Origin of the sequence: Glycomyces sp. NPDC047010 (assembly GCF_040644205.1) — a bacterium.
GTDB lineage: Bacteria > Actinomycetota > Actinomycetes > Mycobacteriales > Micromonosporaceae > Glycomyces.
Window position 1 is genome coordinate 462,710 of the sequence record NZ_JBEYVY010000003.1, and the last position, 12,866, is coordinate 475,575.

Below are 12,866 nucleotides of genomic sequence, written 5' to 3' on the forward strand. Positions count from 1 at the left end.
GCGCGTCGGTCCGAAGAACGAAAACGCCCCTCATGCTCAGGCATGAGGGGCGGTACCCAGGTACTACGAGGAGGCGCGGACGCTACTGCGCGCTGTGCAGGGCGGCGTTCAGCTCGCCCCACGTGCCCGTGCGCGGGCGCACTTCGAGGACGCCGGTCTGCGTGTTCGTCCAGAACTGGAGGTTGTCCTTGCCCGAGAGGGTCGCGGCCTTGACCACGGTCCCGTCCGGGAGGGTCACCTTCGAGCCGCCCGTGACGTAGCAGCCCGCGGCCACGACGCAGTTGTCGCCCAAGGAGATCCCGATGCCGGCGTTCGCGCCGAGGAGGCAGCGCTCGCCGATCGAGATGACCTCCTTGCCGCCGCCCGAGAGCGTCCCCATGATCGAGGAGCCGCCGCCGATGTCCGAGCCGTCGCCGACGACGACGCCCGCGGAGATGCGGCCCTCGACCATCGAGTTGCCGAGCGTCCCGGCGTTGAAGTTCACGAAGCCCTCGTGCATGACCGTGGTGCCCGCGGCCAGGTGCGCGCCCAGGCGCACCCGTGAGGCGTCGGCGATGCGCACGCCCACGGGGGTCACGTAGTCGGCCATCGGCGGGAACTTGTCGAGCGACTTCACTTCGAGGGTCTGCCCCTCGCCGCGCAGCTTCAGGCGCGCGGCGTTCACCGCGTCCGCCGGGACGGGGCCGTGGTTCGTCCACGCGTTGTTCGGGAGGAGCCCGAAGATGCCGGACAGGTCGATCGTGTGCGGGGTGACGAAGCGGTGCGAGAGGAGGTGGAGGCGCAGGTACACGTCGGCGGTGTCGACCGGCTCCTCAGCGAGGGACTTGACGAGCACCGACACGCCCTTCGAGCGGGTCCCGGTCGGGTTCTCCCGGTCGATCTCCGGCGCGGCCACACCGGTCGGGGCCTCCCCGAGCCCGAGGCGGGTGAACCACACGTCGAGGACCGTGCCGTCGGCGGCGACCGTGGCCACGCCGACACCCCAGGCTGCGTCAGTCAGGAATTCACTCATCCTCAGAGCCTATCCACGCGGCGGGTAAGGTCTGCGGATGTGACAGTTTTGAGTGAGGCAGTCCTCGCCGACCCCGTCGAGCTGACCCGGGCGCTGTGCGACATCCCGTCGGTGTCGCGGGACGAGGCGGCGATCTGCGATGCGGTGGAGGCGGCCCTCAAGCGGTTGGAGCACTTGACGGTCGAGCGGGTCGGGAACACCCTGGTGGCCCGCACCGAGCTGGGCCGGGGGCGGCGGGTCATGCTCGCCGGGCACCTCGACACGGTCCCGGTCAACGACAACTTCCCCACGCGCACTGAAGGCGACGTCATGTGGGGGCTCGGCACCTCGGACATGAAGTCCGGTACCGCGCTGGCGCTGTGGATCGCCGCGACGGTGACGGAGCCGAAGTTCGACCTGAGCTTCGCGTTCTACGACTGCGAGGAGATCGAGGCGGTGCACAACGGCCTCAACAAGCTGTCGAAGTCGCGGCCCGAGCTGCTGGCCGCGGACTTCGCGATCCTCCTGGAGCCCACGTACGGCCTGGTCGAGGCCGGGTGCCAGGGGACCATGCGGGTGCGCGTGACGACCCGCGGCAAGCGGGCCCACTCGGCGCGGTCCTGGAAGGGCGAGAACGCGATCCACCGGCTGGCGCCGGTCCTGGAGCGGCTCAACGCCTATGAGGCGCGCGAGGTCGAGGTGGACGGCTGCACGTACCGCGAGGGCCTGAACGCGGTGTTCATCGGCGGCGGGGTCGCCGGGAACGTCATCCCCGACGAGGGCTGGGTGGACGTGAACTTCCGCTTCGCGCCCGACCGGGACGAGGCCGCCGCCGAAGCCCATGTGCGCGAAGTGTTCTCGGGGTTCGACGTGGAGGTCTCGGACACGGCCCCGTCGTGCCGCCCGGGCCTGGACCGGCCCGAGGCCGCCGAGTTCGTGGCCGCCGCGGGCGGCGAGTTCCGGGCCAAGCTCGGCTGGACCGACGTGGCGCGCTTCGCGACCCTCGGCATCCCCGCCGTGAACTTCGGGCCGGGCGACCCGAACCTCGCCCACAAGCAGGACGAACGCGTCGAGATCCCCCGCATCCGCTCCTGCGCGGACGCGCTGCGGGCCTATGTGGAGGCACCATGACTTCAGACTCCCGAATCACCGATGACCAGCGGCTCCTCGACCTCGAACACAGCGAGGAGTGGAAGCAGCGCGCCGCCTGGCGGGTCATGAAGTTCCAGGCCGAGTTCGTGGAGGGCTTCGACACGCTCGAAGCGGCCGACCTCGGCGACGCCGTGTGCGTCTACGGCTCCGCCCGCACGCAGGTCGACTCCGAGGAGTACAAGCTCGGCGTGGACCTGGGCCGCAAGCTCGGCGAGGCCGGGTTCTCGGTCATCACCGGCGGCGGCCCCGGCGCGATGGAGGCCGCGAACCGCGGCGCCTACGACGCGGGCGTCAAGTCCGTGGGCCTGGGTATCGAGCTCCCGTTCGAGCAGGGCATCAACGAGTTCGTGGACATCGAGCTGGACTTCAAGTACTTCTTCGTCCGCAAGGTCATGTTCCTGAAGTACTCGTGCGGGTTCTGCGCGCTGCCCGGCGGCTTCGGGACCATGGACGAGCTGTTCGAGGCGCTCACCCTGGAGCAGACCGGCAAGGTCGGCAAGTTCCCGATCGCGCTCATCGGCACCGAGTACTGGGGCGGCCTGGTCGAGTGGCTGCGCGCCTCCATGCTCGGCGACGGCAAGATCAGCCCGAAGGACCTGGACCTGCTGCTGGTCACCGACGACCTCGACGAGGCCGTGACCCACATGCAGCAGGCCCGCCCGGCTCAGTCCTCCGCGCGCTCGTAGATGAAGAAGTCGGCGATCGAGCCGTCGGCGCCGTACTCGCTCCAGGGGCGCGGGTTCGCGATGCGCTCGCGCAGGCGCCACTCGGGGTAGCGCTCCTCGACGTCCTTGAGGACGGGGCGGATGCGCACGTGGGCGGCGAAGTCGCCCGCCAGCGAGGGGTCGCTCGCGTCGCCGGTGAACAGGACGACGTTCCGGCGGGCGGCCCCGAACACGTGCTTGAGGTGCAGGTCGTAGACCTTGTCCTCGATGAGGTGGTAGATCACGTCGAGCGACATCGCCATGTCGGCGGTGATGAACCCGGCCGGGTCGGCGAAGCTGTCGCCGTCGTAGAGCGCGAAGCTCTTCGTGGGGTCGTCCGCGTACCGCTCCATGGTGCGGCGCAGCTGCGTCGGCGACACGTCGAACCCGAGGTAGCGGGGGTAGTCGGCGAGCGAGAGCTGCTCGCCGTCGCCGCAGCCGAACTCGATCACGGACTCGATCCCGTGCTCGGCGGTGAACTTGTTGAGGACCTCGGCCTTGAACTCGGCGTTGGTGCCGCGCGAGCCGCCGCCGGAGTTCCCGCCGTTCGCGTAGCGCTTCTCCCAGTACGCGGCGGAGCCGGGGAACTCCTTCTTGCCCTTCGGTTCAGGCGCGGCGGCGGCCTCGGGTCCCGCCGCCGGGGCCTCCTCGACCACGGCTTCAACCGGAGCCTCCTCAACCGGGGCTTCCTCAACCGCGGCGGTCTCCGCCGGGGTACGCCGTCTGCGGTTGAACTTCATCGGTGGCCTCCGAGATCTCTGACTGGTGTCCCCGGGCCCGCGTCGGGCCGCTCGGGGACGGGGTGAGCCGTCTCGAATGTAGACCCCCGCATGGTGTTCACGGTCACCGGCATGCCGGTGACCGTGCGTCGCGACGCCGGGTCAGAGGCTCCGGAGCGGGGCCTTCGGGGGCCGGTCGCCCTTGATCGAGGCGACCATGTCGAGGACCTCCCGGGTCGCGGCCACGTCGTGCGCCCGGAAGACCCGCGCGCCGTTCCACGCGGAGATCGCCGTCGCCGCGAGCGTGCCGTTCAGGCGCCGGTCCACCGGCAGGTCCAGGGTCTCCCCCACGAAGTCCTTGCGCGACAGGGCGACCAGGACCGGCCAGCCGGTGTCCGCGAGCTCGTCGAGGCGGCGGGTCAGGTCGAGCGAGTGGTACGTGGTCTTCCCGAAGTCGTGCGTCGGGTCGATGAGGATGCCGTCGGCCCGCACGCCCGCGGCCACCGCGGCCTCGGCGCGCTCGACCAGCTCGGCGCGGACCTCCTTGACGACGTCCCCGTAGACCGCCTTCTCGGCGATCGTGCGCGGCGCGAGCCCGCCCGTGTGGGAGACGACGAACCCGGCGCCGGTGTCCGAGGCGACCTCGATCACCGTCGGGTCCCACCCGGCCCACGTGTCGTTGATGAGCTCCGCCCCGGCCGCGACCGCCTCGCGGGCGACCTCACCGCGCCACGTGTCGACGGAGATCACGAGCTCGGGGTGACGGTCGTGGACCTCGGCGATGAGCGGCACGACCCGGTCGATCTCCTCGGCCGCGGTGACCTCCGGCCCGATGTCCCCGGCCTTGACCCCGCCGATGTCGACGATGTCGGCACCGCTGGCGACCGCGTTGTCCACGGCCGCGACCGCCGCGTCGAACGCGAAGGTCCGCCCGGCGTCGTAGAACGAGTCGGGCGTGCGGTTGACGATCGCCATCACCGCGTAATCGCCGCCATCGAACACCCGTCTGCCAAGTCTCAGAGCACGCATGGCTCTATGCTGACAGCCGCACCAGCCACCCGCCAGTGAAGGAGCATCATGCCCCGCTTCGACCGGTCGCACACCGACGACCTCGCCGCGTTCATCACCGCGAGCCCCACGCCGTACCACGCGTGCGCGGAGGCGGGCCGGAGACTTGAGGCGGCCGGGTTCCGGCGGCTCGCCGAGACGGAGGAGTGGCCGCTCGGGTCGAACGGGGACGCCCCCGGGTACTACGTCGTGCGCGACGGCTCGGTCGTCGCCTGGCGCACCCCCGGCGAGGACGCCCGCGCGTTCCGCATCTTCGGCGCCCACACCGACACCCCGACGTTCAAGGTCAAGCCGCGGCCGGACACCGGCGCGGCGGGCTGGAAGCAGGTCGCCGTGGAGGTCTACGGCGGTGTGCCGCACCAGACCTGGCTGGACCGCGACCTCGGCGTCGCGGGCCGCCTGGTCCTGCGCGACGGCACCGAGGTGCTCGTGGACGTGGACCGGCCGCTGCTGCGCGTCCCGCGCCTGGCGATCCACCTCGACCGCGGCGCCAACGAGGGCCGCGCGCTCGACCCGCAGGGCCAGCTCACCCCGATCTGGGGCCTGGGCCAGCCGCGCGAGGGCGAGTTCCTGGAGTTCATCGCGGAAGAGGCCGGGGTGGACCCCGACGACGTGCTCGGCCACGACCTGTTCGCCGTCGCCCTCGACGCCCCCTCCTACCTGGGCAAGGACGAGGAGCTGTTCGCGGCCTGGCGGCTCGACAACCTCACCAGCCTCCACGCCGGCGTCGCCGCGCTCATCGCCGCCGAGGGGACCGGTCCGAACGTGCCCGTGCTCGCCGCGTTCAACTACGAGGAGATCGGGTCAATGACCTACTCCGGCGCGCAGAGCCCGTTCCTGGAGACCGTCCTGCGCCGCCTGTTCGGGGAGGACTCCCAGGCGTTCACCCGCGCCATGGCCGCCTCCGGGATGATGTCCTCCGACACCGGCAACTCGATCCACCCGAACTACCCCGAGAAGCACGACCCGACGCACCGCCCGATCGCGGGCGGCGGGCCAATGATCAAGGTCAGCGCCAACCAGCGGTACGCCAGCGGCGCCGAAGAAGAGGCGCTATTCCGCCGCTCCGCCGAGCACGCCGGCATCCCGTGGCAGTACTACGTCAACCGCAACTCGATCCCCGGCGGCACCACGATCGGCCCGCTCTCGGGCACGCAGCTCGGCATCCTCACAGTGGACGTCGGCCTGCCGATCCTCTCGATGCACTCGGCCCGCGAGCTGTGCGGCGCCGAGGACCCGGGACGCCTGGCCGATCTGGCGCTGGGTCTGTTCGAGCACTAGGGGTGTCGCTCCCCGCTCCGGACTCCTCACGCGCTGCGCTCCCCCGGTAAGGTGGTGTCGTTCACGGCACCCCCTTGGAGGCGGCATTGACTTGGCGGACCGAACTGGAGCGGGCCGCGGCGCGGCTGCGCGAAGCCGCCGGGGCCGCCGACCGGGCCGAGCGGCTCCTCGTGGAGGCGGCCTCGCAGCTCGCCGCCGACGACACCGAGCGCCGCAGAAGTGAACTGGCCCAACGACTCAGCGCCGCAGCGGCGACCGCCGCCACCGGCTGGCTCGGCGACGACCTCGCGAAGACCGACCCGGACACACCCCTGTGGACCGAGCCGTCGCGCACCGAGGCCGTGCGGATCGGGACGGCCCTCCTGGACGACGACTCCGGGTCCGCCGAGGCCGCGTTCCCCGCGCTGACCGGCCTGCTCGGCAAGGGCCACCTGGTGTGCGACGGGGACGCGGCCGACCCGCGCGTCGCCGGGATGCTCCAGTCGCTGCTCGTGCGGGTCACCGCCGCCCACCCCGACCTCGAACTGTCCCTGGTGGACGGCGTGACCCTCGGGCAGGTGTTCGCGCCCGCGACCGCCCTCGTGGACGCCGGGATCGCCGCCACGGTCGCCACCGACCACCTCGCGCTCGGGCGGGTCCTCACCGCCGCCGAGAAGCGGCTCACCGAGCTGCGCGACATCGCCGCGCGCGGCCAGTCGATCGCCGACCGGCCCTACCACCTCATCGTCATCGCCGGGCTCCCGCCGGAGGTCGGCAAGACCATGCGCGAGCGCCTCGCGGCCCTCGCCCACGCCGGGCCCTCCGCCCGCTGCCACCTCGTGCTGTGCGGCTGGCGCAACCACCCGCACCGCGAGCAGCTCCCCGCGATCGAGCACGCCACGTACCTCGAATGCGGCGACGAGGTCCGGCTCGGGAGCCTCCCGCTGCCCGTCGTCCTCGACGCCGCGCCGCCGCCCCGCCTGACCCGCAACGTGTTCGGGTCCCGGGCCCGCCAGCGCAAGGAGGCCGGCGAGCTGTCCGTGGCCGACCTGGTGCCCGAGGAGCTGTGGACCGAGTCGAGCCGGAACGGGCTGACGACGGTGATCGGGCGCAACCAGGCCGGGAGCACCGCCGGAGGCGACGTGGAGGTGTCGTTCGACGACGCGACCCCGCACTGGCTCATCGGCGGGCGCACCGGCGGCGGCAAGACCGTGTTCCTCCTCGACGTGCTGTACGGGCTCGCGACCCGGTACTCCCCCGAGGAGCTGGAGCTGTACCTCCTGGACTTCAAGGAGGGCGTGTCGTTCACGGAGTTCACCCCCTCGCCGCTGGACCCGTCGTGGATCCCGCACGTGCGGGCCGTGGGCGTGGAGTCCGACCGCGAGTACGGGGTGGCGGTGCTGGCGGCGCTGCGCGCGGAGCTGACGCGCCGCGCCGGGCTGATGAAGCGGGCGGGGGCCACGCGGCTGGCGCGGCTGCGGGAGCTGCGGCCGGAGGTGCGGCTGCCGCGGATCGTGGCGGTCGTGGACGAGTTCCACGTGCTGTTCGCGGGGAACGACCGGCTCGCGGGCGAGGCGGTGGCGCATCTGGAGGAGCTGGCGCGCAAGGGCCGCTCGTACGGGGTGCACCTGGTGCTGGCGTCCCAGACGATCTCGGGGATCGAGGCGCTGTACTCCAAGAAGGACTCGATCTTCGGGCAGTTCCCGCTGCGCGTGGCGCTGCCGGGGGCGAAGCACCTGCTGGACGAGGGGAACGACGCGGCGGTCGAGTCGATCGGGCAGGCGATCCTGAACGACGCCGGGGGGCTGAAGGGCCGCAACCGGACCTGCCGGTTCCCGGACGCGTCGAGCGCGGACGACCTCCTGGCGCAGCTGCGGCGGGACCTGTGGGAGCGGCGGGACTCGGACGTGGAGCCGGTGGTGTTCCGCGGGTTCGACGAGCAGCACCTGGAGGCCGATCCGCAGTTCGCGGCGCTGGCGCCGACGCACGCGCCGCGGGCGCTGGTCGGTCGCGCGGTGGACGTGCACATGTCGACGGTGGGCTACCAGTTCGACCGGAGCCCCGGGCGGCACCTGGCGGTGCTGGGGACCTCGGCGGTGGCGGCGGACGTGCTGACGTCGGCGGCGCTGTCGGTGGCCCGGCAGCACGAGCCGGGGAGCGTGGAGTTCCAGGTGGCGGCCACGGCCGCGGGCGCGGAGGACATCGCGCGGGACCTGGTGGAAGCGTTGAAGGACGCCGGACACGAGTGCCGGGAGCTGGAGCCGGGGACGATCCTGACGGCGCCGCGCGGGAAGCCGGTGTACCTGGTGTGGTTCGGGGCCGACGGCGCCGACGGGAAGCCGGGGACGCTGCGGGACCTGCTGCTGCACGGCCCAGCGACGGGCGCGCACGTCATCGGCTGGTGGCGGGGCGCGCGGCGGTTCCTGGACGACATCGGAGGGACGGCCGGGCGCGAGCACGTGGCCGGGGTGGTGGCGCTGAACATCGCCGCGAACGACCTGGCGGCGATCACCGGCGGGTACGAGCGGACCTGGGACGCGCGCGCGAACCGGTGCCTGGTCATCGACCGGCACGCCGGCACGGAGACGCTGGCGGTCCCGTACGTGCGGCCGGGCCGCCTGGACGAGGCGGTGGCGTGATGAGCGGTGTCCCTTTGAGCTTGCAGGAGGACCGATGGGCTTGAGCGCCTACGAGGACCTGGTCCACGAGCTGGCGCGCCTCGACGCCGACTCGGCGGCGAGCAGCGCGCAGGCGACGCGGCGCCTGGAACGGCGCCGGTCGGCGCTCGCGGGCGTGCGGACCGAACTGGACGCGCGGACCTCCGAGGTGGTGGAGCTGAGCGTGCGGCTGCGCCAGTCCACGCCGGACCTGATGCCCTCGAACGAGGTCCAGCAGGCCGAGGAGGCGGTGGACGACCCGGACGCGGCGCTCGCGCACGCCGAGACCGCGCTGCGGGAGGCCGATCTGTCGCTGCGGGCGACGGTGCGGGCGGCGCAGCGGCCGACGCTGATGCCGAACGTGCACCACGTGCTGCGCGAGCTCCTCATCTACGGGTCGTGCATGGTCGCGTGCCTCCTGGGGCAGCTGATCTACCTGGCGGCGAGCGGCGGGGGCGGCGAGGCCGCGTGGTGGGTCATGTTCCTGCCGCCCGTCATGGCCGCGCTGGTGGGGTATCTGCTGGTGGGGGCCGCGAACCGGCCCCGGCTGCCGCTGACGGACCGCCACGGGAAGCCGGTGAAGGCGGTCGTCCCCCACAACCCGCGTCTGGGAGTGACCCTCGCGGTCTGCACAATGGCGCTGTTCGCCTATTTCGCGTTCTTCGCTTAGAGCTGCTTGGAGGGTCCCGTGGGTCTCGTGCTCCCGGTCATCGTCGCCGTCGTCGGCGTGTGGATCGCGTTCTCGATCGTCGTGTGGGCCACCGGCCGCGACACGCTGCTGGACCTCGCGCCCGCGGGCGCGCCCCCGGGGCTCGGGGACGGGGAGCCGGTGAGCGAGGCGTCCGTGGGCGCCCTGCGGTTCGACACCGGTGCGCGCGGCTACCGGACCGACCAGGTCGACGCGGCGCTGTACCGCCTCGCGTGGGAGATCGGCCGCCGCGACGAGCAGCTGGCCGAGCTGCGGGCCGAGCTCGACGGGCCGGTTCCCGTTGCGGTGGAAGAGGACCGCGGCGAGGAGGCCCTCGCCGAGTACGACGGGGACGGTCCGGTCGAGCCGGAGACCCAGGCGGAGGCGTTCGATGCGGAGCCGTTCGAGGAGCCGCTCGACGAGGACACGTTCCGGCTCGCGAAGGAGTCCGGCGCGGACGGCGGGGACGCCGGACGTGAGGCAGGGCGCGAGGATGAAGGGGACGCGGCGCCGCGCGGCGAGTCGTGATGGGATAAGCCCATGCGTTATTGGCTGCTGGTGTTGCACGAGGACGAGTACGCGGAGCAACAGGCGTACGAGGTCGAGTCGGTCGAGCCGGAGGGCGCCCGTCCCGAGGGCGCCGCGGACGGCGACGAGGTCGCCCTGGCCGGCCCCGAGGGCGTCTTCGCGCTCGGCGAGCTCGTGGGCCCCGCGGTCGTCTACCGGCGGCGCCTGGAGGACCCGGAGAAGACCGACGAGAGCACCGCGGCCGACGAAGGCTGGACGGAGCTCATGCCGGACGCGTGGGAGGACCTGGTCCGCAGCCTGCCGACCCCGGAGCGGCGCAGCGACTGGCTCGTGACGCTGTCGATGCCGATCGAGGCGGTCGACAAGGCGGAGGCGGTGCGCCTGTTCTGGTCGTACATCCGGTCGCTGGGGCCGAAGGAGCTGCCGACGTTCGTGTCGCCGTACGGGCGCGAGATCGAGGGGACCGCGTTCCTCCTCGGGGCCGAGCACGAGCAAGATCCGGAGGAATAGCCGGAGGAGTAGCCCCTGACCGGGACCAATCGTCACGATCCGGCAGTATTCCAGGGGTCTGCGCACGGGAAACGAAAAACCGCAAATCGGGTGTCCGATTTAAACGGTTTTAGGCACTTTCTCCGCAACTTTGTCACATACTCGGAGGGGCGAGTTGGCTCTCGGCCTGCGGATCGGGGAAACTTGATCTAGCAACGTCGAGTCGCAACCTGCGGCCTTGGATCGAGGGGAGACGAATATGGCGGCCATGAAGCCGCGGACCGGGGACGGACCGCTCGAAGTCACTCAGGAGGGCCGCGGCATCATCATGCGCGTTCCGCTCGAGGGCGGCGGCCGGCTGGTCGTGGAGATGACGCCGGAGGAAGCCCAGACGCTTCAGAAGGAGCTCGAAGGAGCTCTGGAGTAGCGGCCTCACGGTCCAACACCCCGCTGGTGGTCACCCCGCCGCCGATCCGACAAGGGAGCTCGCCCCCAAGCCGTCGCTTGGGGCGGGCTCTCACTCTGTCCGCACCACGGCCCGAGCGAATGCGCCGCCGAGCGGGGTGGACGCGCTCCGGTGTGCCGTGTGGACGCTCCGTCACGGTCCGGACCGGAATCGCAGCGCGGGTGAAGGGGCGGCAAATGCGGCATAGACTCTTCACATGACTTCCGGCACCCAGCCGCCCCAGGCAGAACCGGGCGACCAGTGGCGACCCCAGCAGCCATGGCAGCAGCCGCCCCGAGCGCAGCAGGCCGGACCGCACCCTGCCGGACCCGCGGCGGACGGGCACTACGAACCCGCCATGGCCCCGCCGCGGCCCGCGCCCGCGGCCCCGCAGCCGCCCGCCGCCCCGCAGGCGCCCGCCGACCAGGCCGCGTGGTGGCATCCCGCGGCCGCCTCGGACCCGTGGCGCGACCCCGGCAGCCGCGCCGTGATCGAGACGCGCCCGGCGCCGACGGCGACCCCCGTCGAACCGCTCCCCGAGCGGCCCAAGCAGAACGCGCGGATCGGGCTCGGGCTTGTCATCGCGGTCTCGGCGGTCACCGCGCTCATCGCCGGGACGCTCGGCGCGGCCGTCGGCATCTGGGCCACCCGCGGCGACGTCGGCGGCGCGATCACCGGCGCCGACCCCGAGACGCAGCGGGACCTCACGTCCGTGGCGGGCGTGGTCGAGCAGATCATGCCCTCGGTCGTCACGGTCCTCACCGCGGACGGCGGCAACGGCTCGGGCTTCATCGTCTCCGACGACGGGTACCTGCTCACCAACCACCACGTGGTCGTCGGCGGCGGCACCGAGCCCGCCGAGCAGCTCCAGGTACTGTTCAGCGACGGGTCCGTGACCACCGCGGCCGTCATCGGCTCCGACCCCGACTCGGACGTGGCGGTCCTCCAGATCGAGGGCGGCGACCACGCGCCGATGGTCCTGGCCGACTCCGACAAGGTCGCCGTCGGCGACCCGGTGCTCGCCGTGGGGGCGCCGCTCGGGCTGTCGTCCACGGTCACCGAAGGGATCGTGTCAGCGGTCGACCGGCCCGTGCTCACCGAGAACAACAACGGCGAGGTCGAGTCGGTGATGGCCGCGATCCAGACCGACGCGGCGATCAACCCCGGCAACTCCGGCGGGCCGCTCACCGACATCGCCGGGCAGGTCATCGGCATCAACACCGCCATCGCCTCGACCGCGGCCGAGGGCGAGGCCGGGAACATCGGCATCGGTTTCGCGATCCCCATCAACCAGGCCAAGCGCATCGCCGACGAGATCATCGCGACCGGCAGCGCCGCCCACACGGTCCTCGGCGCGGAGCTCGGAGAATCCGAATTGGGGACCGGCGTGACCCTGAGCAAGGTCGTGGACGGCTCCCCCGCCGACGACGCGGGCCTGGAGGACGGCGACCTCCTGACCAGCTTCGACGGCACCCGGGTCACCGACAACACCCAGTTGATCGCGCTCATCCGCAAGCTCGCGCCGGGAACGGTGGTCACCGTGGTGTACGAGCGCGATGGCGAGGAGCACAGCGCCCAGGTCACTCTAGAAGCGGCCGCGGACTGACGTGGGGGTACGCTAGGCGGAGGTTTTTCAGGTACCAGCAGTCACAGTCGGTCATCGGAGGGTCAGCGTGTTCGGAGGCTTGGGCGGAACCGAGTTCCTCGTCATCATCCTCATCGCGATCTTCCTGTGGGGCCCCGACAAGCTGCCCAAGGCCCTCGCGAACCTCCGCCGGTTCATCTCCAAGGCCCGGAACATGGCGTCGAACGCCGCGGCCGACCTGAGCCGCGAGATCGGCACCGACATCAAGCCCGAGGACCTCAACCCGAAGACGTTCGTCCGCAAGCACATCCTGACCGAAGAGGACCAGGAGATGCTCACGAACCCCCTCAAGTCCACGATGCGCGACCTCCAGGACGGCACGAAGCCGCTCCAGGAGGGCCTCACGGACGCCACCCGCGACGTCGAGACCACCCGCCGCAGCGTCAACCGCGGCGCGATCACGCGCGGCACGAACGGGTCCTCGAACGGCGCGAACGGTGCGGCGACCGGCGCCGAGGACGACGCCCCCGCCTCCGAGCGGACCCGCGGGCGCTCCGCGAGCTTCGACGACGTCACCTGA

At 72.0% G+C, this 12,866-nt stretch carries 13 protein-coding genes; 10 read left to right on the forward strand and 3 right to left on the reverse strand.

Annotation, left to right across the window (positions count from 1 at the left end; translation table 11 throughout):
* Nucleotides 1–82 precede the first annotated feature (82 nt).
* Nucleotides 83–1,012, reverse strand: coding sequence for a DapH/DapD/GlmU-related protein (locus AB0A65_RS08610; protein ID WP_359948403.1), 930 nt, complete (start codon nt 1,010–1,012; stop codon nt 83–85).
* Nucleotides 1,013–1,051: 39 nt separating this feature from the next.
* Between AB0A65_RS08610 and dapE the strand changes: the two genes are divergently transcribed.
* Both dapE and AB0A65_RS08620 read left to right on the forward strand, forming a co-directional pair.
* The gene (dapE, locus tag AB0A65_RS08615) at nt 1,052–2,122 is read left to right on the forward strand and encodes a succinyl-diaminopimelate desuccinylase (protein WP_359948406.1); all 1,071 of its coding nucleotides are present in this window, start codon (nt 1,052–1,054) and stop codon (nt 2,120–2,122) included.
* A complete protein-coding gene (locus AB0A65_RS08620; protein WP_359948409.1) occupies nt 2,119–2,829 on the forward strand; it encodes a TIGR00730 family Rossman fold protein in 711 nt (236 codons plus the stop codon). The genes dapE and AB0A65_RS08620 overlap by 4 nt, the downstream gene beginning before the upstream one ends.
* Here AB0A65_RS08620 and AB0A65_RS08625 read toward each other — a convergent pair.
* Together AB0A65_RS08625 and folP are read right to left on the reverse strand one after the other, a co-directional pair.
* Nucleotides 2,808–3,503, reverse strand: coding sequence for a class I SAM-dependent methyltransferase (locus AB0A65_RS08625; RefSeq protein WP_359948412.1), 696 nt, complete (start codon nt 3,501–3,503; stop codon nt 2,808–2,810). The two genes, AB0A65_RS08620 and AB0A65_RS08625, sit on opposite strands and share 22 nt — an antisense overlap.
* A gap of 225 nt (nt 3,504–3,728) precedes the next feature.
* Complete coding sequence (gene folP, locus AB0A65_RS08630) at nt 3,729–4,595, reverse strand: dihydropteroate synthase (protein WP_359948415.1); 867 nt, start codon at nt 4,593–4,595, stop codon at nt 3,729–3,731.
* Between the two features lie 48 nt (nt 4,596–4,643).
* On the opposite strand from folP, the gene AB0A65_RS08635 reads away from it, so the two are divergent.
* The 8 genes from AB0A65_RS08635 to AB0A65_RS08670 all read left to right on the forward strand — a co-directional run bounded on the left by AB0A65_RS08635 (nt 4,644) and on the right by AB0A65_RS08670 (nt 12,866).
* A complete protein-coding gene (locus tag AB0A65_RS08635; protein ID WP_359948418.1) occupies nt 4,644–5,915 on the forward strand; it encodes a M18 family aminopeptidase in 1,272 nt (423 codons plus the stop codon).
* Between the two features lie 86 nt (nt 5,916–6,001).
* Nucleotides 6,002–8,533 (forward strand): FtsK/SpoIIIE domain-containing protein, encoded by a 2,532-nt coding sequence (locus tag AB0A65_RS08640; RefSeq protein WP_359948421.1) that lies wholly within the window; start codon nt 6,002–6,004, stop codon nt 8,531–8,533.
* Nucleotides 8,534–8,567: 34 nt separating this feature from the next.
* A complete protein-coding gene (locus AB0A65_RS08645; protein ID WP_359948424.1) occupies nt 8,568–9,221 on the forward strand; it encodes a hypothetical protein in 654 nt (217 codons plus the stop codon).
* An 18-nt stretch (nt 9,222–9,239) separates the two neighbouring features.
* Nucleotides 9,240–9,767, forward strand: coding sequence for a DivIVA domain-containing protein (locus AB0A65_RS08650; protein WP_359948427.1), 528 nt, complete (start codon nt 9,240–9,242; stop codon nt 9,765–9,767).
* A gap of 12 nt (nt 9,768–9,779) precedes the next feature.
* On the forward strand, nt 9,780–10,277 hold the full coding sequence (locus AB0A65_RS08655) for a hypothetical protein (RefSeq protein ID WP_359948429.1): 498 nt from the start codon (nt 9,780–9,782) through the stop codon (nt 10,275–10,277).
* Between the two features lie 238 nt (nt 10,278–10,515).
* Nucleotides 10,516–10,683 carry a DUF3117 domain-containing protein gene (locus AB0A65_RS08660; protein WP_359948432.1) on the forward strand — a complete coding sequence of 56 codons (168 nt, stop codon included), beginning with the start codon at nt 10,516–10,518 and terminating at the stop codon, nt 10,681–10,683.
* A 235-nt stretch (nt 10,684–10,918) separates the two neighbouring features.
* Nucleotides 10,919–12,307: a trypsin-like peptidase domain-containing protein gene (locus AB0A65_RS08665; protein ID WP_359948435.1), complete on the forward strand. Its 1,389-nt coding sequence runs from the start codon at nt 10,919–10,921 to the stop codon at nt 12,305–12,307.
* 79 nt (nt 12,308–12,386) lie between these two features.
* On the forward strand, nt 12,387–12,866 hold the full coding sequence (locus tag AB0A65_RS08670) for a hypothetical protein (RefSeq protein ID WP_359948438.1): 480 nt from the start codon (nt 12,387–12,389) through the stop codon (nt 12,864–12,866).